Annotated in this window: 20 protein-coding genes and 2 pseudogenes; 3 read left to right on the forward strand and 19 right to left on the reverse strand. The window is 43.7% G+C overall.

Annotated features, from left to right (window positions below):
* Window positions 1-223 precede the first annotated feature (223 nt).
* A complete protein-coding gene (gene putP / locus M1E03_RS17835) occupies window positions 224-1,705 on the forward strand; it encodes a sodium/proline symporter PutP (RefSeq protein ID WP_020450465.1) in 1,482 nt (493 codons plus the stop codon).
* 219 nt (window positions 1,706-1,924) lie between these two features.
* Window positions 1,925-2,617 carry an MgtC/SapB family protein gene (locus M1E03_RS17840; protein ID WP_020450464.1) on the forward strand — a complete coding sequence of 231 codons (693 nt, stop codon included), beginning with the start codon at window positions 1,925-1,927 and terminating at the stop codon, window positions 2,615-2,617.
* Window positions 2,618-2,879: 262 nt separating this feature from the next.
* Here the strand turns inward: M1E03_RS17840 and nagB are convergent, their stop codons facing one another.
* From nagB to M1E03_RS17920, 16 genes are all read right to left on the reverse strand, one after another.
* Complete coding sequence (nagB, locus tag M1E03_RS17845) at window positions 2,880-3,608, reverse strand: glucosamine-6-phosphate deaminase (RefSeq protein ID WP_229129499.1); 729 nt, start codon at window positions 3,606-3,608, stop codon at window positions 2,880-2,882.
* Between the two features lie 142 nt (window positions 3,609-3,750).
* The gene (locus tag M1E03_RS17850; protein ID WP_229129500.1) at window positions 3,751-4,902 is read right to left on the reverse strand and encodes a YhfX family PLP-dependent enzyme; all 1,152 of its coding nucleotides are present in this window, start codon (window positions 4,900-4,902) and stop codon (window positions 3,751-3,753) included.
* Entirely contained in the window at window positions 4,902-6,128 is a 1,227-nt protein-coding gene (locus M1E03_RS17855) for a phosphopentomutase (protein WP_075213008.1), read from the reverse strand. The genes M1E03_RS17850 and M1E03_RS17855 overlap by 1 nt, the downstream gene beginning before the upstream one ends.
* A complete protein-coding gene (locus tag M1E03_RS17860) occupies window positions 6,121-7,269 on the reverse strand; it encodes an aminotransferase class V-fold PLP-dependent enzyme (RefSeq protein WP_316250808.1) in 1,149 nt (382 codons plus the stop codon). Before M1E03_RS17860 ends, M1E03_RS17855 begins: the two co-directional genes overlap by 8 nt.
* A complete protein-coding gene (locus M1E03_RS17865) occupies window positions 7,266-8,150 on the reverse strand; it encodes a phosphotriesterase family protein (RefSeq protein ID WP_020450459.1) in 885 nt (294 codons plus the stop codon). Before M1E03_RS17865 ends, M1E03_RS17860 begins: the two co-directional genes overlap by 4 nt.
* 26 nt (window positions 8,151-8,176) lie before the next feature.
* Complete coding sequence (locus tag M1E03_RS17870; protein ID WP_025810329.1) at window positions 8,177-9,478, reverse strand: YhfT family protein; 1,302 nt, start codon at window positions 9,476-9,478, stop codon at window positions 8,177-8,179.
* Window positions 9,479-9,622: 144 nt separating this feature from the next.
* Window positions 9,623-9,982 (reverse strand): DUF2620 domain-containing protein, encoded by a 360-nt coding sequence (locus tag M1E03_RS17875; protein ID WP_020450457.1) that lies wholly within the window; start codon window positions 9,980-9,982, stop codon window positions 9,623-9,625.
* A gap of 12 nt (window positions 9,983-9,994) precedes the next feature.
* A complete protein-coding gene (locus M1E03_RS17880) occupies window positions 9,995-10,360 on the reverse strand; it encodes a PRD domain-containing protein (RefSeq protein WP_020450456.1) in 366 nt (121 codons plus the stop codon).
* A 95-nt stretch (window positions 10,361-10,455) separates the two neighbouring features.
* On the reverse strand, window positions 10,456-11,382 hold the full coding sequence (gene yhfZ / locus M1E03_RS17885; RefSeq protein WP_262723273.1) for a GntR family transcriptional regulator YhfZ: 927 nt from the start codon (window positions 11,380-11,382) through the stop codon (window positions 10,456-10,458).
* 193 nt (window positions 11,383-11,575) lie between these two features.
* Window positions 11,576-12,766 (reverse strand): CamS family sex pheromone protein, encoded by a 1,191-nt coding sequence (locus M1E03_RS17890; RefSeq protein ID WP_023855598.1) that lies wholly within the window; start codon window positions 12,764-12,766, stop codon window positions 11,576-11,578.
* A gap of 15 nt (window positions 12,767-12,781) precedes the next feature.
* Complete coding sequence (ligA, locus tag M1E03_RS17895; protein ID WP_023855597.1) at window positions 12,782-14,785, reverse strand: NAD-dependent DNA ligase LigA; 2,004 nt, start codon at window positions 14,783-14,785, stop codon at window positions 12,782-12,784.
* Window positions 14,786-14,819: 34 nt separating this feature from the next.
* On the reverse strand, window positions 14,820-17,039 hold the full coding sequence (pcrA, locus tag M1E03_RS17900; RefSeq protein WP_025810325.1) for a DNA helicase PcrA: 2,220 nt from the start codon (window positions 17,037-17,039) through the stop codon (window positions 14,820-14,822).
* 59 nt (window positions 17,040-17,098) lie between these two features.
* Complete coding sequence (gene pcrB / locus M1E03_RS17905) at window positions 17,099-17,785, reverse strand: heptaprenylglyceryl phosphate synthase (RefSeq protein ID WP_020450451.1); 687 nt, start codon at window positions 17,783-17,785, stop codon at window positions 17,099-17,101.
* Window positions 17,786-17,935: 150 nt separating this feature from the next.
* Entirely contained in the window at window positions 17,936-18,247 is a 312-nt protein-coding gene (locus tag M1E03_RS17910; protein ID WP_003179568.1) for a YerC/YecD family TrpR-related protein, read from the reverse strand.
* A 2-nt stretch (window positions 18,248-18,249) separates the two neighbouring features.
* Window positions 18,250-19,239, reverse strand: coding sequence for a DUF3048 domain-containing protein (locus tag M1E03_RS17915; protein ID WP_267493501.1), 990 nt, complete (start codon window positions 19,237-19,239; stop codon window positions 18,250-18,252).
* 25 nt (window positions 19,240-19,264) lie between these two features.
* A complete protein-coding gene (locus M1E03_RS17920) occupies window positions 19,265-21,004 on the reverse strand; it encodes an adenine deaminase C-terminal domain-containing protein (protein ID WP_095292965.1) in 1,740 nt (579 codons plus the stop codon).
* A gap of 125 nt (window positions 21,005-21,129) precedes the next feature.
* Here M1E03_RS17920 and M1E03_RS17925 point away from each other — a divergent pair, with 125 nt between their 5' ends.
* Entirely contained in the window at window positions 21,130-21,360 is a 231-nt protein-coding gene (locus M1E03_RS17925; RefSeq protein WP_020450448.1) for a YgaP family membrane protein, read from the forward strand.
* A gap of 76 nt (window positions 21,361-21,436) precedes the next feature.
* Here M1E03_RS17925 and M1E03_RS17930 read toward each other — a convergent pair.
* The 3 genes and pseudogenes from M1E03_RS17930 to M1E03_RS17940 form a co-directional block, all read right to left on the reverse strand.
* A pseudogene (locus tag M1E03_RS17930) lies at window positions 21,437-21,608 on the reverse strand (transposase); the annotation flags it as partial.
* A pseudogene (locus M1E03_RS17935) lies at window positions 21,588-21,822 on the reverse strand (transposase); the annotation flags it as partial. The pseudogenes M1E03_RS17930 and M1E03_RS17935, both read right to left, overlap by 21 nt.
* Before the next feature lie 116 nt (window positions 21,823-21,938).
* Window positions 21,939-22,385 (reverse strand): DUF6376 family protein, encoded by a 447-nt coding sequence (locus M1E03_RS17940; RefSeq protein WP_229129502.1) that lies wholly within the window; start codon window positions 22,383-22,385, stop codon window positions 21,939-21,941.
* Between the last annotated feature and the right edge of the window lie 452 nt (window positions 22,386-22,837).

The following is a 22,837-nucleotide window of genomic DNA, read 5'->3' on the forward strand; positions in this document are numbered from 1 at the left end:
TCGCGCTCTTTTTCAATAAAATCGGATGTTTTTCACGGTTGATTGATGGGGAATAGTTTGATAGGTTAGGTAACTAAGTACGATCTAATCGGCAGCGCCTTAATTCCAATACTTGATTTTTCAAAGAGGGGGCCCTGCAATTTTCTTCGTACCGCAAGTCAGTATTGTCGAAAATTTTAAAGAGGTGATGCCACATTATTTTTAAAGAGGAGAGATATGAAACGTGAGTGTTGAAATATTTATTTCGTTAGGGATTTATTTTGCCGCGATGCTCTTAATCGGCTGGTATTCCTACAGAAAGACATCCAATTTGAATGACTACATGCTCGGCGGCAGAGGTCTTGGGCCTGCTGTTACGGCTTTATCGGCCGGCGCGTCGGACATGAGCGGCTGGATGCTGATGGGACTGCCCGGAGCCATGTATGTGACAGGACTTTCGAGCGCCTGGCTTGCCGTCGGTTTAACAATCGGAGCTTATGTGAACTACTTGGTTGTCGCTCCCCGGCTGCGCACATATACAGAAGTAGCAAACGATGCGATTACAATTCCGGATTTTTTCGAAAATCGGTTTAATGATACGACGAGAATCTTGCGCCTGGCATCAGCCATCGTCATTATGGTGTTTTTCACACTGTACACGTCGGCGGGTATGGTGTCCGGAGGAAGACTGTTTGAAACGGCGTTCGGCCTCGATTATAAAATGGGTCTTTTCTTAACGGCAGCAGTCGTGATTGCTTATACGCTGTTCGGAGGGTTTTTGGCCGTCAGTCTGACTGACTTTGTGCAAGGTTTGATTATGTTTATCGCTTTAGTGCTCGTGCCGATCGTTGCCTTTACTCAATTAGGCGGAATTACGCCGACTTTCAATGTGATCGAAGAAATCAATCCAAGCTTGCTCGATTTCTTCAAAGGAACGACCGTCATTAGCATTATTTCATTTCTCGCCTGGGGACTGGGCTATTTCGGTCAGCCGCATATTATCGTCCGCTTTATGGCGATTTCATCCGTAAAAGAGCTGAAGCCTGCGCGCCGCATCGCAATGGGCTGGATGATCATCTCCGTAATCGGCGCACTGCTTGTCGGACTGATCGGTGTGGCGTATGTCCATGAAACGGGTACAGCGCTTAAAGATCCGGAAACGATTTTTATCGTGTTCTCAAAAGTATTATTCCATCCGCTGATTACCGGATTTTTGCTTTCCGCTTTGCTCGCGGCGATTATGAGTACGGTGTCTTCCCAGCTGCTTGTCACATCAAGCGCCATGACGGAAGATTTTTACCGGACGTTTTTCCGGCGCAAAGCTTCGGATAAGGAACTCGTTCTTGTCGGACGTCTGAGCGTTCTGCTTGTCGCCGTCATCGCGATCCTTCTGTCTCTGACACCGAACAACACGATCCTTGATTTGGTCGGCTATGCGTGGGCCGGGTTTGGTTCCGCATTCGGACCCGCCATCCTTCTCAGCTTGTACTGGAAGCGGATGAACCAGTGGGGCGCATTGGCCGGTATGATCACAGGAGCCGTGACCGTGCTGATTTGCATTCTGACCGGTCTGCAGGAGAAGACGGGAATCTATGAAATGATCCCTGGTTTCTTCCTGAGCTTGATTGTCGTTTACGCTGTCAGCATGATCACGAACAAGCCGGCAAAAGAAGCAAGAGATATGTTTGAAGAAATGGAACAGACGCATGAGGAAGAACATTCTTAAATGATCAGGCAATGAAAGCCGCCGGGCGATATCCGGCGGCTTTTTTGCTCAGACGGAATTCTTTTGATGCCACACCGGCAATATAATGGTAGGAGTATTGGGCTTTCTTGCTGATGAATGGTTCCGCGACATCCCCTTCAAAAACAGTTGTAGATCCATAGCGTCTGTGAGAAAATCATATCAATCATATAAGATATTGTCGGAAAGGAGATCATGGGCATGGATTGGCATATTGAAACAGAAACACTGTTGAAGCTTGGCATCGCAACATTAATCGGAATGGTCATCGGTCTCGAAAGGGAGCTGAAAAACAAGCCGCTCGGCTTAAAAACGTGCATCGTGATTGCGATCAGTTCCTGTGTTCTGACAATGATCAGCATTGATGCGGCATACCATTTTCCAAAGTCGAACAGAATTATGATGGACCCTTTGCGGCTTCCCGCACAAATCATATCGGGGATCGGCTTCATCGGAGCGGGCGTGATCTTACGCAAAAGCAACGACGTCATTTCCGGCCTGACCACTTCAGCGATGATCTGGGGAGCAGCCGGCCTCGGCGTCGCCATCGGAGCGGGCTTTTATAAAGAAGCATTTGTCAGTCTCATTTTCATTTTAATCAGCGTCGAGTTTTTGCCGTGGATCGTCGGCAAAATCGGCCCGAACCGATTGCAGGAAAAAGAAATCCGCGTCCGCATGTCTCTGAATGACAAGGATAAACTGACGGATATCCTCAAGGAAATGAAAGCGAAAAAAATCCGGATTCATTCCGTCCGGATCGATGATATGCGCGATAATGAATTTCCGGTCATGGAAACGAAAATCATGGTTCATAAGAAACGGTATGTCACCGATGTCTATTACGATATCAAAGCGATCGACGGCGTCGTCGGCGTAAAATGCGATACGCTTTAAAAAAAGCAGCCCTTTGGCTGCTTTTTTTGTGAATCATAAATATGGACGGACGGTTCTATAGGATGATGCTTTCTCTCGCCTAGAGGATTTATTCAATTTCCTCTATTCTCCCCTTTTCAAATGTTCGAATAAATAATATGAGGACAAGCGTATATGTAATTCCTTACCAGCAGGGTGGAAATTTGCTATATTCAGTCGTTTTTTACTGATTGATCGCTAGGAGATCTCTTGAAATTTTTTTAATGTCATCAGCCGATGTCTGTTATTGAATTTTATTTAAGGCCGCATCATCTGCCATCACAATCACATCATTATGTTTCCTTAAAATTGAAGCAGGGAACTCTTGGGAGACACGGGTGCTGTTCAGCAGCCGTGCCAATGCTTCAGATTTTTCATTTCCAGACACGAGCAGAAGGATCCGCTTACTTTCCATTATTGTTTCAATTCCCATGGTCAATGCCTTTGTCGGTACTTCGTCCAAGGAACGAAAGAACCGGGAATTTGCCTGCCGGGTTGATTTATCCAAATCAACGATATGGGTTCTGCTTTTAAAGCTTGTCCCCGGTTCATTAAAACCGATATGACCATTCAATCCCATCCCCAATATTTGTATGTCAATTGCTTTTTCGGAAACAAGTCTGTCGTAACTGATGCATTCTTGTTCCAAATCTTCCGCCATCCCATTTGGGATATTGATATTCCTTTGCCTAATATCCAGATGTTTGAATAATATTTCATTCATATAATAATAGTAGCTGTTTTTATTTTCTTTAGCCAGTCCAACGTACTCGTCTAAATTAAAAGCAGTAACATTCTTAAATGATATTTCCTTTTGCCGATACTTTTTGATCAGGCATTTATACAAACCTAGCGGTGTCGAACCTGTTGCAAAACCGATAACAGGATTTTTTGAATTGTTAATGAGCTCAGTCATTAAATCAGCTGATTTTTCACTCATTTCTTCATAACCTGATACATGAATAATTTTCACGTCGTTCTCCTTTCCGCAAAATAACATGTCCAAGACGGACTACTGTATTAAACTGCACTGCAAAAAGACAAGGCATCTTCGCTACACCTCAGTAAGACAATCCATTATTCAAGAACTCCGATATTCCGCTGATAACGATCATTTACTCGATTACATTTCCTTTAGAATCAAATACACCGATAAGTTCAGGATCTTCAGAAACGTTTTTTAAGATTGCAATATGTGCATTCGTGACAAAGACTTGTGTACGAAAAGCAAATATTGCCGTATCGCCGACTTTTGCTTCAACTGTGTTTAATGCGCCATAATAATCAATATGATCAGGTGTCATTTCAATAGCTTGAACCTTCTTAAGATGATTTTTATTTGTTCCAACCAGCGCCGCTTTCATATGTGAACGCGGATAGAATCCACCCCCGAAAACATAAGCATGATGATTAGATATGTGGGATACTTCAGTTAGATATACCATTGCAGGTCTTTCCGCGAGTTTTTTCGTTGCATGAATGGGCGTCGTTCCAATTAAAGCATGACCGGGTTCGCCTTGAGTTGCACCATTTTCCTTCAACAATTTGATTGTTCCACAAGATGTTGCACTTGGCATATTCATCTCAAGCCTTTTATACCCTCTTTCCATTAAAAAAGATTTTACGGTTTGCATGGATGTTACATTCGGAGTAACTGTTGGAAGGCCGTCTTGAATCAATATACAAGGAAAGCTTGTTAAACCGGCAATTTCAATTCCTTCTAACTGTTCAATCGATTCGATATCCTTAACGATTTGTTCAAAAGTGAACCCTCCCTCTTGACCTTTATATATATAATCCTCTTTGTTTGCGATACGTAAAAACACTTTTTGTTTTCTTCCCATTTCCTTAGCTGCTCTACTAATGTTTCGAGCATTTGCAAGACTGAAAACCGTAACATAGTCAGGATGAAGCTTTAATATAGCCGGAATCATATGAATAGGTATTTGAACAAGATGTCCGACATGCCCAATTTTGATTCCATTTTGGCTGAGTGTGATTGCCTCCCACGGGTCTACAGCAACCGCTTTGTCAATTCCGCTTTCGGCGATAGCTTGTGCTACCAACGGATTACGGCCAAATTGCTTTGTCATAAAAAACAGTTCAATATCCTGTTTTCTGGCTTTTTCACTTAAAACTTTTGCATTTTTCTTGACAGTGTCCAAATCTAATACATAAGTGTTAGGTGAAATGATTCCCCGCTGATGAAAATCCAATGCAGCTTCTATTAATTTTTTATTATATTTTAATGTAGATTCCAAAAACATCAGTCTGTCTCCTCTTTTCCTTTTTGCATTAAATGAAGGAATGAACTGCCGTTTTCAGTATTGCGAAGCCCTAGATAATCAGCAGAAGTTGCAGCAATGTCGGATAGCGTTTTTCTTTCCCCGATATTTACGGGGGATAACTTTTTGTGATAAGCCAGCAAATACGTTTTTTCCCGTGTGTGTTGGTTATGGCCGATCGTAGGGTCATTCCCGTGATCTGCACTAATCATCAGCAGATCCTGATCTGTCATTTTCCGGAGAATTTCCGGCAAATATTGATCTACCATTTCAATCCGATTCGCATAACGCACAGGATTCTGTGCATGTCCGGCTAAATCGGTTTCTTGTACTGTGGCAGCAATCACGCCTTTTTTGACACGGTCCATCTCCTGTATAATATCCTTCATAACTTGTTCCGTATCTACACCCGGAAACCTATTTGCACCTTTACAATAAATGATGTCCTGCATTTTTCCGATAAGAGAAACTTCCATTCCCCCATTTTTCGCCAATGTTGGCAACTGCTTCTCGGGAGAGATACCAAAACCTAAGTGACGGACTTGATACCCTTGCTTGTATACATTAGATTTAGGCGAATTCACTCCTACTAATCCGTCTTCTCTTCTTTCAACTGACCTCTGCAAGTGTTCGGGTGTTACATTTTCTCCTCCAAGAACAATCACACGATTTACTTTAACATGATGACGGACACATCTTCCTATTTTCAACACTTCATCAAACGGAATATAATCCAGCGGAGCGCTTACATTATAAATTTGCCCGTAATCTGTTTCGATATTATCGGCCACGACTACTAAATCGTTTACTAATAGATACGGCAAATCTGAATTTGGTATGTTAACTTTATAACCCTGATCTTCCAAAGCGAGTTTAACATGATTGATATGTTCTGCAAAAGGAGCTAAATATGTCTTTTTAGGCTTTGTTCCCATGATTTCATTATGCCCTTCAAAACTGTCTGCTCCTTGATGCATCAGGTTCAAAACACCATAGCTGGCAATATGGTCTACATTTTTCAATTTAGGATGGTGCAAGATTTTGTTTATACCCAATTTTTCGAGATTCGGAATGTTTAAAGAAGGCACCGTATCAAGTATGTGATAGAAAGTATTAGCACCAACATCTAAAGGGTGATAATCGCTTGCATCTTCCATATAACCGACACCTAAGCTGTCTAATATTATGATAATGACTCTTTTATTCATTTATATCATCCCCTCTTGAAGGATTTACACTAAGATTTTCTGTGGCTCGGTGAACGGATATGTTTAGAATTCTTAAAATGGTCTCAGAACCGCTTCTTAATGGATTAATGCGGATCATTTTTCTGGCCAGTGATGGATCTGCAGATAAAAAAGTCCCAGACACTCTATAAAACATTGGTGCAAACTCGTATTTTGATTCAGCACCTACCGGATGGGGTGCCGCTCCCAATTCATTAGCATGATGAAGCACTTTTTCGGCAATTGGTTTAACAAACTCTACAAGTAAGACTTTTGATTGTGCATTTGCCAAATAAGCCTTTTTAACACCCTTAATGGCTCCATTATTAAGCGAGTGAACTAACTGATCATTGACACTTGCTTGAATTGCCAGCATAACCGGAGCATATATCAGACCCCTTAAAGCTTCTAAAGCTTCATAACCTTGAACTTGGCTTCCACCTGAATAGTTTAAATTTTCTATTCTTTGTATTAAATCATTTTTGCCTAAAATGACTCCAATACCTTCCGGACCTAGTAGCTTGAACAATGAAAAGGTGGACAAATCGGCTTTGACTTGCGCTCCAATCTTTTCTGCTTTCATCGCAGCATAGTTGTCATCCGTAATAATGACTAGACTAGAATGAATGGAACGAATTTTTTTTATCGTTTCAGCCAAATCGTAATGGTCATCTATTTTTTGCCTCGTATGCTGAATCAATACACCTTTTAACTTCGGGTGTTTGAGGATGGCTTTTTTTATTTGTTCAGAATCGTGAAAATCCGCGTATATTGGCAAGACCCCCATCGACTCTAACGTTGTTTTACTTGTTGGATATATAGGTGCGTCATGGACTAGGATCTCGTCACCTGGCTTTAAAAAACTCATAAAACCAAATCTCAATGCCCCTGTTCCTGCACCACGAACTAACATTGCTTTCTCTGTGCCAAAGAAATCGGCTAGTGTCTCTTCTATTTTTTTTGTGAATCGCGGTTTATTCATTCCTTTTACAACGCCTAAATCGCCAAGTGAAAGCAATTCTTCTCCTCGAAAATGTCTTGTGATGACATCCACCAACTTAAATTGTCTATGCATGGCTTCTTCAATAGATAGACTATATAGAGGATAAGTTTCCATGCTCATTCACTCTCCCCTTTCATAAAAGCGCGAGGATTTTTAATCAACATCTTATCAATTGATTCATCAGTTATTCCATAGGTTTGCAAGAGAGGGATAAACGTGTCTATCAAATATGAATAGCCCACCCCGCCTTTATATACCAAATGTGATTTTCTGGTGATGTCCATAGACAGCAGAACCTTGTCTATATACCCTTTAGCCTGTATCTTTTTCAACATTTCTGCCCGAACACGATCAGGCATATAATTTTCTTTACCTATTGTATCGAATTCTACATACACACCTTCTCTCAGCATTTTCAATATATAATCGGCATCTCCTGATAAATCAACATGCCCTATCACCACTCGGTTTAAATCAACTTCATGTTTTTTAAAAAACTCTACTTGTTCATGCCCTAATGTTCCTATGGAAGTATGGGTTGATATTGGTTTTTTTGTTTGCTTATGCGCCACAACAACCGCTTCAAATACTTTTTGTTCGGTTTCCGTCCATTTATTATAACTTGTTCCAATTTCACCGATCAGCTCGGCTTTAGCATCTGTTCCTCTAATTCCTTCAACAATCTCCATTACCATTCTTTCTGCCAACTTTTCTTTTGGTTCGCGAAACACATGGATCGGGTAAAAAGTATCTTGGTAGAAACCAGTTGAAAAGACAATATTAATGCCTGTTTCTTCTGCTACTTTTTGAACGTATGTAATATTTCTCCCCATTCCAATATTCGTGACATCCACAATATTGCGTACGCCCTTTTCGTATAAACTTTTAAATTCTCTAACGGTTTCAGAAAATACATCCAACTTACAATCCTCATTGTTTTTTACTTCGGAAAGGTCTATCGTTGTATGTTCATGCATATAGGTCATTCCGTCTTTCAACATTCGGAAACTTCCCCTCTTTCGATGATTTAGCCAACCTGCCATAAACCGACTGCATAGAGAAGATTGGCAACAATCCCCAACAATATAACTGCAATAGGGCCGACAGCCAATTCAACAAGTGGTTTTGATGCAATTCGGTTTATTAAATAAAATCCAATCACCCAGAAGAAGCCAATACCGGGAGCAATTTTTTCCCCTGCCATCGCACTGCCAATTAATATAGCCATTCCTAGAACATCTGACAGCGAAGTGCGAATATGCTCCCCCATCTCCCTTACACCAGGCAGTTTGTCCATACTTTTTGATACTGCGGATAATGATACGACCTCTAAATACATGACTAAAAAGCCCAACAGAAATGCTAAAATCGGTATATCCCTGAAAATAAGACCGATTGCAAATACCAAAGTGGTACCAGCTAAACCATAAACTCCTGTTACGATCGCAGTTGAAAAAACTAAAGGGATGAAGCCAATTCCACGTGCAAATGTAGCGATTGCCGCCTCTGTGTAAAGCTCTTTATTAATCAATGCTTGAGGCATTGCATCCACTGCTAAAATCAGCATGGATGATGTTAAAGAAACAAGTCCTCCCATAAGAGCTAATAACCAGCGGTTTTTTTTAATTCGATTTACACGCTCATTAAATATATTCACTAAATTTGCATTAGTAGATTCATCTCCGCCTCTAATTCTCGCAGCATAATAAATCATCATTAACATTCCTGCTAATAAAGCCATTCCTTCAGGACTGAGCGAAATTTTATATCCTGCCGCTTGAAATGTTCCAAACTTCTCGAATAAGAGATAAGAAGCCAAAGTGACGATTGCAGTGACGGCGGCTTTTTTTAAACCGTGCTGATATCCAACCGCTACAGCTGGAAATACTGTAAATGCAATAATAATAGGCTGACCAATAAGACTTAAAGAATCTATAAAATTTACGGGAAACATGCCAAATAAATCTACTACAAATTGCAGTCCTAAAACGATTCCAATACTATAAACGGCTCCAATAACCCCTGCAGTTACCATGCCTATTTTGTTTTCCGGAGTCCAAATGCCAATAATGTCACACGCCAATAAAATGCTGTGTCCAATAATGATTGTTGCTCCTATTGAAAGCGGAATACCAAACCCTATGATTAAGCCAAAACTTAATGCAAAACTTGTTGCAGCAAGCTCCCCTCTTGTCATTCTCCCCTCAAGGTATTCAGGCATAATCGGTCGCAAACCATCATTAAACACTGCTACTCCGCGATTTACTAGTATAGAACCTAATGCACCAACAGCCGCTATGACAAGACATTGAATTAAAGAAAGGTCCATTCATTATTCACCTCTATGATTTTCTCATCTTCTGTACATCATGTCATCCGTGCTTCTTAAATCATCCAGGAAAGCGCTTTCTTTAACTGAAAAAAATGTATACAGTTGAAGCCGGTGTAACAAAATATAAAGAAAAAAATTCATTTATTTTAATAAATAAGGAATTAAAATGTTTAATATATTTTGTGAAGACGAAGCTGTAAAACCAAAGGCAATTTTGCCGCTTTCTACTTCCTTCTCGATCTCTTCCTTGTTTTTTATGGTACTTGGCGAAGCCAAGGTGACGCATTTATCTTTGCCTAATAATGCAATTGCCATTGCAAGCGCACCACCGGATCCTGTTTCACAGGCGCCAATATAATAATCTACCTTATTGTTTTTCACAGCCATAACAGCGTCCAAATCACCTTTAACCAAAACTTCTACATTGCTTCCCCCAATTTCTTTAACAAGTTTTTCAATCGCTTGTTTTTTCAACTGTCCGCCTATTACGATTCTCACCATAATAAAACCCTCCTATTCATTAGATTCTATGACTTTATGAAGATGAAGATAAAAATAGACACGCTCACCTTCTGGAAGTTCTAAACCTGCCAGTGAATGTATAAAATCTATCACTTCTTCTATAGCATTTTTATATGGTGTTTCGTACACTTCATTGATGATGGCAATTGCAGGACTTTCTTCGCTTTCTCCCCTCTCAATTCTAGTTAAAGCCATCGCCATGTGCGTCCAAAACATTTCAGAGTCTTTGATCACCTCCTTTTTCAGCTTTTTTGATAAGAAAACAAATGTGTTCAAAGTTGTGTTGAAAGCATTTTTTGTAATCACTCGACTCGTTAGTAAAATAGACAACTTTTCTTCCAGCTGTATTTGGTTCACGCCAGTTCCTCCAATATACTGTATTTAGTATTTTAAATTTCAAATGCTGACCCATCGCCTCATGTATTGAATGACAAGTCGGATGGGCCGGCATTTTAGTAGCGCGGTATTTTCTCTCCTTTTTCTACACTTTTTTGAGTGTCTAATATTTGTTTCTCATTAACCAAATGCCACTTTTCTGCTATTTCTTTTTCTCTGTCTCCTTCAATAACAATAACGGCTTCAGTTGTATCCTTGGAAATTTTCTTGGCTTTCGGTGAAAAAAAATCGATTGCTTTAAACGTTTGAATCATTCTTTTGTCATCGGCATTCCAAACTGCTGCATCAATTTGTTTTGAAAGAAGCATATCGAAAAGCTGCATATAATTCATATTGACAAACTCAGCATTTTTATTTTCAAATTCAGCCAATGTTAATTGTTTCTGATCCAGGGACTCCAAATCAACACCTACTCTTACAACATCCTTACCTATTTCCTCATTTGGATGAGCTAAGAAGATTTTATGGGAAGATACATAACTGCTTTCCCCGAATTTCTTAAAAATTTTCAAATTTGGATATTCTGCTATGATATGATCTGCCGTCATCTTAGAAACAATTGCAAAATCACTTCTTTTTGTTCGGACTGCTTCAATTCGATTCACTCCGCCACGCATGTAGATCAAGTTAACTGTTTTTCCGGTTGATTCAAACCCTTCCACAATCCCTGTTGCCAGCCCTTCATATTTCCTTGAATACGGAAGTGGCATTGAGCCGATTAATGGTGCAATACCTGCAATCTCAAGTAATAAATTGTTATCCTTACTTACCAAAAACGTTCCTAAATGGCCTCTAGCCTCCAAATAAATCGCTTTCATATCAACCAATAAATTCAGCGCACTTTGGACAGTCCCCCTGCCGATGGATAACTTATGACAGTAGTCTGAGATGCGGGGAATTTTTTCACCTGCTTTGATATTCATCAATTCTTTAGCAATATTTTTAGCAGCCAAACCATTTTTAGAGTAAAATTTTTCCCACATAATTCATCTTCCTCAAAACAATATACTATATTCTGTATAATCAATTATAAGAGTTGTATCCTAATTTTGCAATAGTATTTTATTCAGAATACTATAAAAAAATATGTTGTTGGCGCACCGTGAATGAATGATAGGTCTCCTTATTCCTTTTTCCGCGTGACAAAAAGAAGCAGCCTAGAAGGCTGCTTCTTTTTTATGAATCATAAATATGGACGGTCGGTTCCTTGTCTCCCGGCTTTTTCAGGATAACGGCTTCCTGCCCGGCTGACGAATTAATGTTGATCTCAACGTTCAGTCCGCTTTTGCCGTAGTAATCCATCACTTCACCGGTCAAGAACTGGGTAAAGGCGATGACTTCGCTTTTGCCGTAAAACTGCATCGGGATGTTGATTTTCATGTCCTGCATTTGGTCGTCTTTATAGAGAGCCGTGCCGACAACCCCTGTGTAGTTTGGAAAATACGTGTCGACTTTGTTTTTAAAGCGTTTGAAAAGCTCCGCGTCATCCGGATGTTTCTCTGAACCTTCTGTTGAAGGGAAGAACGTGTACTCTTCATTGATTTTATCCCAGCCGCCGAGCTCGCTTGTCCCTGATTTCACATCGGTTTTGGCGATAAAGTTTCCAGGGACGATCGATGACTTAGGCGCCTGCTTGTAGAGCATGATGGTCAGCGGAATGTTTTTCAAATCATCCATGTTTCTGATCCGTTTCGCCACTTCCTCGGCGATTTTTTCGCCTTCCTGCCTCAGCTTTTTGTCGCTGATGGTCACTTCTTTTTGCGGGTCGCCGACATTTTCGCGGTAGTAGTAGACAGAGTTCAGCGCAAGGCCGATCACGACGCCGCCGAGCTCAATCGTATCCTTGTCTTTGCGGACGAGGTAGTCATGCTCAAGCATATGGGCGAGGTATACCGGGCTTTCTTCGTTTTGCTTCTCTGTTGACCCGCTTCCGGAAAGGGCGGGGTTCAGTCCGAGGTTTTTGAAGTTTTTATCGTCTTTCTCCGCTTTTTTCAGGTCGTCTCCCGTTTTTTTGCGGGCGAGCCAGCTCGTAACTGTATCCTCATCCAGGTATTGTCCTTCTTGAAAAAGGTAATCGTCAGTAGAAAATGAATCTTGCGCAAGGCGCATCATGCCTGTCTCAAATTCATCGATATCCAGCCGCGTATTCAGGCGTTCGGTCGTCAAGCCGCGGGCTTTCCCCGCCTTGAAAGGAAGAACCATTTTATAATAAGAATCGGAGATGTTGTATTTCGGAATGATGGCTTTTTCTTTCGACTTATCCGTTTTCTGCACCATCTCCTGCTCTTCTTCTCCCCCAAAATTCGGCGCACAGGCTGAGAGCATGAGCATACCCGCAGCAGCCGCCAAACATAATATCTTTTTCAATAGAAAACACTCCTCTTATTTCTTTAGCTCACTGATCAGTCTTGCTTCATCCCATACTTCGATGTTCAGCTCTTCAGCTTTCGCCAGTTTGCTGCCTGCCGCTTCGCCGGCAATGACGAGATCGGTTTTTTTGCTTACACTGCCTGTGATTTTTCCGCCGAGCGCTTCGATTTCCGCTTTCGCGTCGTTCCGCGACATTTCGTTGAGCTTCCCGGTCAGGACGATCGTTTTTCCCGCAAAATACGAATCGCTCGCTTCAGCGGCCGCTTTTTTCGGGCCCTTATACTCGGTGTTCACCCCGAGTTCTTCAAGCTCATCCAACAGCTTTAAAATCTCTTCTTTTTCAAAATAAGTGACGAGGGCGTCCGCCATCTTCTCGCCGATTTCATCGACTTCCACCAATTCTTCTTTTGTCGCTTTTTTGAGTCTGTCAAGCGTTTCAAAATGCATCGCCAGTGTCTTGGCCGCTTTGGCGCCGATGAAGCGGATGCCGAGTCCGAAGAGAAGCCGTTCCAATGAATTCTCCTTCGATTTTTCAATCGACTTCAATAAGTTGTCGGTCGATTTTTCCCCCATCCGCTCGAGATTGATCAGCTGCTCGCGCGTCAGCTTATACAGATCGGCGACATTGTGGACGAGGTCTTCGCGGAACAGCTGGGTGATGACGCGCTCGCCAAGACCGTCTATATTCATCGCGTTCCGGGAAACGAAATGGATCAGGCCTTCCCTGATCTGAGCCGGGCACTCCGGATTGATGCAGCGAAGCGCGACTTCTCCTTCAATTCTGACAAGCTCGCTTCCGCATTCCGGGCATTCCTTCGGCATGTTGAATTCTTTCTCTTCTCCCGTCCTCTGTTCGACGAGCACGTTGACAACCTCGGGAATGATGTCTCCTGCTTTTTTAATGACGACTTTGTCCAGCAGTCTGATATCCTTCTCTTTAATCAAATCTTCGTTGTGGAGAGAAGCTCTTTGGACGGTCGTTCCCGCCACTTTTACAGGTTCGAGAATCGCAGTCGGGGTTACTGCACCCGTCCGGCCGACGCTTAATTCAATGTCCAAAAGCGTTGTGACAACCTCTTCGGCAGGAAACTTGTAGGCGATTGCCCAGCGCGGGCTTTTTGCCGTAAAGCCGAGTTCTTCCTGCTGATCAAGGGAGTTGACTTTAATGACGATCCCGTCGATTTCATACGGGAGGTCGGCGCGTTTTGTCTTGAGCTCTTCGACGATCTCAATGACTTCTTCTATCGTGCTGCATTTTTTTCTTTCATGATTGGTTTTAAAGCCGAGTTCGTCGAGGAAATCAAGTCCCTGGCTTTGCGTTTCAACGCCCATTTCGTCAAGCTCCGCTATACTGTAGACGAAGATATCGAGATTTCGTTTCGCGGCGATTTTCGGATCGAGCTGCCTTAATGAGCCGGCAGCGGCGTTCCGCGGGTTGGCGAACGGCTCTTCATCCCGTTCGAGCCGCGTTTTGTTCAGCAATTCAAAGGAGCGCTTCGGCATAAAAGCCTCGCCGCGCACTTCAATTGAAAGATCGCGCTTCATTCGGAGGGGAATGTTTCTGATGGTCTTCAAATTTTCCGTAATATCCTCGCCCGTTGTTCCGTCGCCTCTTGTCGCACCTCTGACAAATACGCCGTTTTCATAGCGCAGTGAAACAGCAAGACCGTCTATTTTAAATTCGACGTTGTACTCAACATCTCCGACCGCCTGGCGGACGCGGCGGTCAAAGTCGCGTAGATCTTCTTCATTAAACGCGTTGCCGAGGCTCAGCATCGGCGTTTTATGCTGCACTTTTTGAAAGGCGTCCAAAACGGCTCCGCCGACGCGCTGAGAAGGAGAGTCCGGCGTTTTCAGGTCGGGGTGCTCTTCTTCAAGAGCAATAAGTTCCTTCATCAGCTTGTCATATTCGGAATCAGGCACGCTTGGGTCGTCAAGGGTGTGATATTCGTAGTTGTATTTGTTAATCAATGCATGCAGTTGTTCCACACGGCGTTTAGCTGCTTCTTTTTCCATTGGTTTCGTCCTTTCATTTCAGGTCTTTTGCCATTTATTGCTTTTCAATAGGCGCAAAGGCCGCGAGAAGACGCTTCACTCCGGTCGGGCTCGGGAAGGCGATGTCAAGCTCAGTCGATTCGCCGGATCCTTTGACGCTGACAACGGTTCCGACGCCCCACTTTTTATGGGAGGCTTTGTCGCCGACTGCCCAATTGACACCGTCGCCGCCGGTTTTGCTGTACGATGCAGCCGGCCGGGTAACCGGGCCTCTCCGCTCCGGCTTTCTTCCAAACGGCGTTTTCAGATCTTTTTTCTTCTCGTTTAGATTGTCCAATAATTCTTCCGGTATTTCCGCAATGAACCTTGATTCCGGGTTCATATTCGTTCTCCCGAACAATGTCCGCATCCGCGCGTTAGTTAAATAAAGTTCTTCCTCAGCCCTCGTGATGCCGACGTATGCGAGTCTCCGCTCCTCTTCCATCTCCGCTTCCTCCATCAGGGAGCGGCTGTGCGGGAATACCCCTTCTTCAAGCCCCATCAGGAACACGACCGGGAATTCGAGTCCTTTTGCGGCATGAAGCGTCATCAAGATGACCGCGTCTTGATTTCCGGTCTCTTCTTCCTTTTGATCAAGCTGATCGATATCGGCGATAAGGGCCAAATCCGTCAAAAAGGCGACGAGCGATTTATCTTCGCTTTGCTGTTCAAAGTTTTTCGTTACGGAGAGAAACTCGTCGATATTTTCAAGACGGCTCTGCGCTTCCAGGGATTTTTCCGCTTTCAGCATTTCGCGGTATTCGGTTTTTTCAAGGATTTCTTCCGTAAGCTCTGTGACAGATAAGTATTCCTGCATGTTCGTCAGGTTTTCGATCGTCTGTCTGAACTCGTCAAGCGCGTTCGCCGCTCTTGCGCTGAGACCGATAAAGTCAACCTGTCCGAGCGCTTCAAATAAAGACATTCCGTTCATATCGGCATAAGCCGCAATTTTATCGACTGAAGTCGCACCGACGCCGCGCTTCGGCACGTTTACGATCCGCGCAAAGCTGATATCGTCGTCAGGATTTGCGACGAGGCGCAAATACGCAAGGATGTCTTTGATCTCTTTCCTGTCATAGAACTTCGTGCCGCCGACAATGTTGTAGTTGATGTTCGCTTTCATCAGCGTTTCCTCGATGACACGCGATTGAGCGTTCGTCCGGTACAAAATCGCGATATCAGAGAAAGATCGTTTTCCCGAGCCGACGAGCTCCCTGATTTTGCCCGCGACAAATTGGCCTTCGCCAAATTCGTTGTCGCCTCTGAAGTAGGAGATTTTCGCTCCTTCGTCATTTTCGGTCCAGAGGTTTTTCGGCTTTCTGTTGGAGTTGTTCTGAATCACTTCATTGGCCGCGTTCAATATCCGCTTTGTCGACCTGTAGTTTTGTTCGAGCAGAATGACGCTTGCATTCGGATAGTCTTTTTCAAACGACAGAATGTTGGCAATGTCCGCTCCGCGCCATCTGTAGATCGACTGGTCGGAGTCGCCGACGACGCAGATGTTTTCGAAGCGCTGCGCCATTTTTTTGACGAGCAAATACTGCGCCCTGTTCGTATCCTGATACTCATCGACATGAATGTATTGGAATTTCCGCTGGTAGTATTCGAGCACTTCCGGCACCCGGTCAAACAGGATGATCGTCGTCATGATCAGATCGTCAAAATCGAGCGACTGGTTTTTCCGCAGTTTTTTCTGATAATCTTTGTAGACATCGCTGACGACTTGTTCAAAAAAACCGCCGGCTGTTTTCTCGTACTCTTCCGGGTCGATCAATTCGTTTTTCGCACTGCTGATCGATCCGAGTATGCTTCTGGGATCGAATTTTTTCGGATCGATGTTTCTTTCCTTTAAGATTCCTTTAATGACGGAAAGCTGATCTGACGTATCAAGAATCGAGAAATTCCGGTTGATGCCGATTCTGTCGATGTCTCTCCGCAAAATTCTCACACACATGCTGTGGAACGTCGAAATCCAGATGTCGTCCGCTCCCGGTCCGAGAATGCGTTCCACACGTTCTTTCATTTCTCTGGCCGCTTTGTTCGTAAATGTAATCGCCAAAATGTTCCACGGGGCAACGCGCTTCTCCGCCATTAAATACGCAATGCGGTGCGTCAATACCCGCGTCTTTCCGCTTCCTGCTCCGGCCATGATCAAAAGCGGACCGTCCGTCGTTTTGACCGCTTCCTGCTGCATCTTGTTTAATCCGCTTAATAATTGGTCGCTAATGTAATTCAATTCCGTTCACCGCCTATTCAAACATATGTTCTATTATAAACCAATCCGGTTCGTTGTGCTCATCCTTTTACGGCCTTTACCGTTTGCAGCGCATCTTCGAAATTCTCATAAATCGCGTTTCCGACGACGATCACATCGGCGTGCTCAGCCATTTTTACCGCCGTCTCCGCATCTTTGATGCCGCCGCCGTAAAACAGCGTCGTTTCCTGAAGCACCGCTTTTGTTTCCTTAACGGTCTCCGAATCCCCCAGCATGCCGCTGTATTCAAGATAAAAGACCGGGAGGCGGAAAAGATGTTCTGCCACGCGGGCGTATGCTTTAATATCCTCAATGTCAAGCTCGGTATCTGCGTTTGTTAAAGCGGCAGCCTTGCAGTCCTGATTCAAAATACAGTACCCTTCAACAACAATCTCATCAGGTGACATCAGCTCGCCGTATTCTTTCATCGCCTTTTTATGTAAGCCGGCAATCCAGTCGGTATCTCTGCTGTTGAGCACAGTCGGAATAAAATAGAGATCAAATCCCGGGACGATCGCGTCAATCGTCGACACTTCCAGGACGCACGGCACTAAAAAGCGGCGCACTTTTGACATCAGCCGAAGGACATCATCTTCTGTGACATGATCGCTTCCGCCGATCAAAACCGCGTCTGTTCCAGATTCGCACAGCTGTTCAAGCTGATCATCCGTAATATCTTTATTCGGATCGAGTTTAAAGACATGCTTCCACTCGGTAATATCGTACATAAAAAAAGCTCCTCCATTCGTTCTTACCATTTAAATATTATAACAAATTCAGCCCCTTTCGAAAAACGGATAACGAATAAACGATAAACGTGCAGAAAGCACAAAAAAACCGCCGGTGCTCAGTGCCCTGAGCCAGGCGGTTTCATGACATCATGAAGATGATTCAGATTGATTTGCTTTGACGCGGTCCAGCGCCATGATATAAGCGTCATTTCCGTAGTTCAGGCAGCGTTTCACCCTGGAAATGGTCGCGGTGCTCGCTCCGGTTTCCGTCTCAATTTTGTGATACGTGTTACCGTCGCGCAGCATTCTGGCTACTTCGAGCCGCTGAGCCAATGACTGAATTTCATTTATTGTGCATAAATCATCGAAAAAACGATAGCATTCTTCGAGATCTTTTAGTGATAGTATGGATTGAAAAAGCTGGTCCAGCTCTCTCCCGCGCAATTTATCGATCTGCATCTTTACACACCTTCTCCTTTGCTAATAGAAACCTTGCTGAGATCGGGAACGATATTGATCCACGTTTTTCCCGGCACAAACGGAACGGTCTTGCCGTCCGTCTTCGGTATAATCCGGCCGTTTTCGTTCTTCCAGCTGATCCGATGGACTTCCCCGTTTTGCAAAAGGAGCCCTTTTCCGCCTGAACGAAGGTCAATATCCCTTCTCCCGTACGCATCTTTCATATGATGTTCGGCTTCCGCTATTAGAATGTTTTGAAGAACAACAGGTTCTTCTGTTTCAAGGTCTGTTGTCAAAATACCGTCTGACTTTCTCACATAGCCTTCAACCTTTTTATCATAACCATATTCGACACGGTTTGTAACAGATTTTGTTCCGTAATCTAACCGTATAGAATAAAGCGCATCCGAAGGTTTGTCAGAGCTTGCTTTAAAAGTGAGCGGTTCTGTGCGGGTTTCGATGGCATATCCTTTGTCATCTGCTGCTTGCTTTACATTTTTATATGACGTGTACGAATTATGCGGCGCTTCCCGAAAATCGGCCCTCCAAAACAGGCTGCCGTCGTAATCCATTCCATTGATATGATCGGCGTCGCCGTTCAACAGGCGGCTTTTTGCACCCGGACTCCAGCCGTGATGCACCAAGAGGCTGTCAAAACCGAGAGCCAAATCAATGAAATAATCCCGGGCGCTGCGGACTGGGCCAACCGCTTCAGGCATGTCGCTTTGATAGATCGCCAACAATCGTGTGATCGGTCCTTCACTGAGAGCTTCAATGACAATGTCAGCCTTGCTTAATCCCGACTGCGGCCGTGCTTTTGAATGATTGTTCACCACAACGGCAATGGACCGCTGCCGAATATCTCCGTCCGCCTTCAATCCTGTCAGCGGATGAATGTTCTTTTCCTTTTCCTGCTGTTCCTGCGACTGGCACGATGCAAGCAGTAAAAGAGAAGCAAAACAAAGCAGTACTCTTACATATCGATTCACCATAGATTAGCTCCCGCTCTTTTATATTTTAACGCATTATCGATGGAAAGAGTACAGTTTTTTTCATCACATCAAAGATCCCTTTCGGCGTCACCCTGATATAAGGCAGATGAGTGCTTTGCAAAAAGAGCAGGGTGTAGATCGGGTCGTCAAACGTATAGCCTCTTTCAAACAAAAGCTCTTTTAACGTCTTTTCCCTTTCAAGCACCTTTTCATACATCTCATTTGATGCGCCGCCGCTTAAATGAAGAGGAATTTCGTGCAGGATTTTTCCGTTTTCCGCTAATACGATACCTCCCCCGATTTCTTTCATCCGCTTGAAGGCCAAAAGCATGTCTTCCTTGTTTTTGCCGACCGCGATAATATCTCCCGTTGTCGAATAGGAGCTGACGAACCCTTGGACGCGGGTTGCAAAGCCTTTCAGCATCGTATTGACACGCCATTTTCCATATTTGTCGAACAGCGAGAGATAGCTTTCATCATGGTCAAAAGAAAGCTGGTTGACAGAGTTGTCAATCTCAATCGTATAAGGCTCCATAATCACGGAATTCCTCATTTTTAAGCCGAGCGGCATGGAAAACTGCAAGTCATCCATCGTTAGATCATATGAAAGGTTCAGAGGGACAAGACCCCCTTTTTGCCAATCCGGAACTGTAAACGCATTCATATTTACGCCGCCTGATTTGATCAGCCGCCCTTTTGCCAAAACTGTCTCCGGATTCGGTTCATCAGGGCTATTCAAAATGTTGAGCGTTGCGTATCTGCCCGGTGCCACCACACCGAGGATATCCTCCATATGATAATACTTAGCAATATTAAACGAAGCCATATTATAGGCATCGATCAGCGGCACGCCCTCTTCGATGGCAATTTCAATCAGCTTGTTTGTCATGCCTTCTTTATAAAAGTTCGGCGTTGCACCGTCCGTTGTATAAAACATATGGTCATAATGGTGAAAGCCGTCTTCGTGCAGCTCGCGCAAAATCTTTCGCAAATCAGGACGGATGGAAGACTGCCTCAAGCCGACGTGGTATCCAAGTTCAAGCCGCTTCAGCACTTCCTTTCCAGTCATGGCTTCATGATCTGCATCAGCGCCGAAAAGCTTCATCTTCGTGAGCGTTTTTTCCGATGCCCCCGGAAAATGACCCTCGATCCGCTTTCTCCTTCTTTTCGTGCACTGCATGCAATGAAGGAGCAGATCATCGCCGTCCAAGAGGCGCGGCCAGCCTGTCATTTCTCCTCCCTGGATGACGTCCGGGTGTTCTCCCCAACGTTTTCGGTAATCGATCGATAAAATTTGATCTTCATTCAACACTTCAGTCTGCAAGTCATACCTTGACCACCAATAGTAGTGGACAGGCTGTTTTTTCAGTTCTTCCAATATAGAAAACGCTTTCTTTTTTCCGCAATGCAAAAGCAGAAACAAGTTGTCATTTACGAATGTCGTCGTTCCAAACTGTGACACATATTCAGCCAAAGTTTGGGGATTATAAATTTGAAAAGGATGGACATGCGGCTCAATATACCCGGGTACAATGTATTTTCCTTCACAATCTATTGTAGTTTTAACAGCCGTCTTCGGCAAGTCACGGCCGACGTAAACGATTCTGTCATGATGAATCCATACGTTTGCCAGAATCCATTGCTTTACATACGGGTTCAGTACAGAGGCATTTCGTAAAAGGAGCGTTGGCTGCAGCCTTGAACTTACAACATCAACTTGCGATCTGATGTGTTTATTTTTCCAAATTAAGGTGCGTTCGGACATTCACATACTCTCCTTTACATGTAATGATCCTATGTTAACACATTTACTATCGTCACGCATTACCAATCCGTTACAATTTTTCGAAAAAACACTTTATTTAATTATTTAAATAGGAGGAATGAAGCATGAAGCAAAACATCGGACTGTTTGACGCCGTTTTTCGCATTGCCTGCGGACTGACGATCCTGTCGGCGGCAGCGGCAAAGTTTACGAGAAAACCGTGGTGCAGAATGACGCTTTTCTGCATGTTTATGGGGGCGATGAAGGCCGCTTCCGGCATCTTGCGATTTTGTCCCATGACATATGTTTGCCAAACTTATATGAAGCAGCAGGGAGAAGCTGGCGAACAATCGTAAAAAGCACCTTTTATAGGTGATTTCAGACCGTTGACAAAATTCGGTTTTCTAAGGTCCTGCCTATTTTTTGTCCAGTTTATTTTGTTTTTTCGATGAAAAGGACGGCGATTAGGGCCTTTCTACGTCCATTCATGTCAGCGAAAACAAGCATCGCCTGCATGGACAATTTTTTCTTTCCCCACAGGGTTGTCCAGCGCAGGCCATGCTTGTGTTTTAAATCTGCAAAAAACCCGTTCGATGGTTTCGCGCATGTAGCGATGCCCAAACACGTATTGAATCAGAACCATTTTGATCAATACAACAGGATCAATGCTTGGACGTGCTTTTGAAGAATAAAGAAGGGCGACCTGAAAAATCCATGGCTTCTTCCATCTTCCTGACCAGATGATCTTCAGGGACAAGTTCGCTTAAGGCAACGACTTCAAGCTGTTCACGTTGATCTTTTGAGTGCTTGGACAACATAGTAAAACCTCCAAAACTAGATTCCACTCACATTTTTTTAAAAAAAGCTTGTCGATGAAGCCACTTTTTATGCTTTGTCGACAAGCTGAAAGCATCCCAAACCGGGATGCTTTTTTCTATTCGGTCAATTTTTCAATCTGGCCCATCACATCGCTGATCTGCTGAGCGCTTTGCACCAATTCTGACTGCTCCAGCTTCTCGACTGTTAATTTTCCTTCCTCAACACTTTTCAAAACATCCTCAGCGCTTTTTTGCAGTGTTTCATTATGCTTCTCGATGGTGTTATGAATCTCGGCTGCGGCATCGGGAGGGGTTAATTCATTAAAATCGGCTGCAGCCTGCTGGATAGACTCAAGCTGAGTTTCCAGCTTTTCTTTTGCACCCGTGTCGTTTACAGCCTGTTCAGCCAAGGAAGGCGCCTCCTCCGCAAATGTCTTCACTTCTTGGATATATCCGGCCGCTTCATTTGTATAGTTCAATCCGTCATTCACCTGATCAAGCATTCCGCATCCGCCTGTACCTAAAAGGCCCATTCCGGCAAGAACTATAAGAATTCTTTTCATTGTTTGCCTCCTTATCGTTTCTTTTTCATTTTTTCTTTCAAAATCGGAATTAATTTTTCTTTCGCCAAAGGCAGACCTTTCTTCACCAATTCACGCTTCAGCCATTTCCCGAGCTTAGACACGGTCAGTCTCCTTTCCCTTTTGATAAAAATGAAAAAACTCCACCGATTTGGTGAAGTGGATAAACAAAAAGACCTTCACCAAATCAGATTTGGCAAAGGTCTCGCTAACAATTAGATTGCCAGCAAAGCCGAGGATCTAGGACATCCCGTAATGACGACTTTACTGTGACAGCTACTCCCCTTTGGAGTATTCATTTTTATTACTTTCATTTTAAGGCACAAGGCTTATCCAGTCAAATTCCTGCTGGCCGGCTTATGAAAGAAATGCCCTGTCCGTAATAAAACACCTTCTTGGGAATGAAGGTGGCAGATTGTTGACGAAATCTAAAA

The sequence above is a fragment of the Bacillus sp. PK6-013 genome (assembly GCF_054161445.1).

Coding starts and splice junctions, on each gene's coding strand:
- M1E03_RS17860 (WP_316250808.1), bottom strand. CDS start 7,269: ATGAGCATGGAAACTTATCCTCTATATAGTCTATCTATTGAAGAAGCC.
- M1E03_RS17940 (WP_229129502.1), bottom strand. CDS start 22,385: ATGAAAAGAATTCTTATAGTTCTTGCCGGAATGGGCCTTTTAGGTACA.
- M1E03_RS17875 (WP_020450457.1), bottom strand. CDS start 9,982: ATGGTGAGAATCGTAATAGGCGGACAGTTGAAAAAACAAGCGATTGAA.
- M1E03_RS17870 (WP_025810329.1), bottom strand. CDS start 9,478: ATGGACCTTTCTTTAATTCAATGTCTTGTCATAGCGGCTGTTGGTGCA.
- M1E03_RS17925 (WP_020450448.1), top strand. CDS start 21,130: ATGAAGCAAAACATCGGACTGTTTGACGCCGTTTTTCGCATTGCCTGC.
- M1E03_RS17865 (WP_020450459.1), bottom strand. CDS start 8,150: ATGTTGAAAGACGGAATGACCTATATGCATGAACATACAACGATAGAC.
- M1E03_RS17915 (WP_267493501.1), bottom strand. CDS start 19,239: ATGGTGAATCGATATGTAAGAGTACTGCTTTGTTTTGCTTCTCTTTTA.
- M1E03_RS17910 (WP_003179568.1), bottom strand. CDS start 18,247: ATGCAGATCGATAAATTGCGCGGGAGAGAGCTGGACCAGCTTTTTCAA.
- yhfZ (WP_262723273.1), bottom strand. CDS start 11,382: ATGTGGGAAAAATTTTACTCTAAAAATGGTTTGGCTGCTAAAAATATT.
- M1E03_RS17840 (WP_020450464.1), top strand. CDS start 1,925: ATGGATTGGCATATTGAAACAGAAACACTGTTGAAGCTTGGCATCGCA.
- M1E03_RS17850 (WP_229129500.1), bottom strand. CDS start 4,902: ATGTTTTTGGAATCTACATTAAAATATAATAAAAAATTAATAGAAGCT.
- M1E03_RS17855 (WP_075213008.1), bottom strand. CDS start 6,128: ATGAATAAAAGAGTCATTATCATAATATTAGACAGCTTAGGTGTCGGT.
- pcrB (WP_020450451.1), bottom strand. CDS start 17,785: ATGTACGATATTACCGAGTGGAAGCATGTCTTTAAACTCGATCCGAAT.
- ligA (WP_023855597.1), bottom strand. CDS start 14,785: ATGGAAAAAGAAGCAGCTAAACGCCGTGTGGAACAACTGCATGCATTG.
- M1E03_RS17920 (WP_095292965.1), bottom strand. CDS start 21,004: ATGTCCGAACGCACCTTAATTTGGAAAAATAAACACATCAGATCGCAA.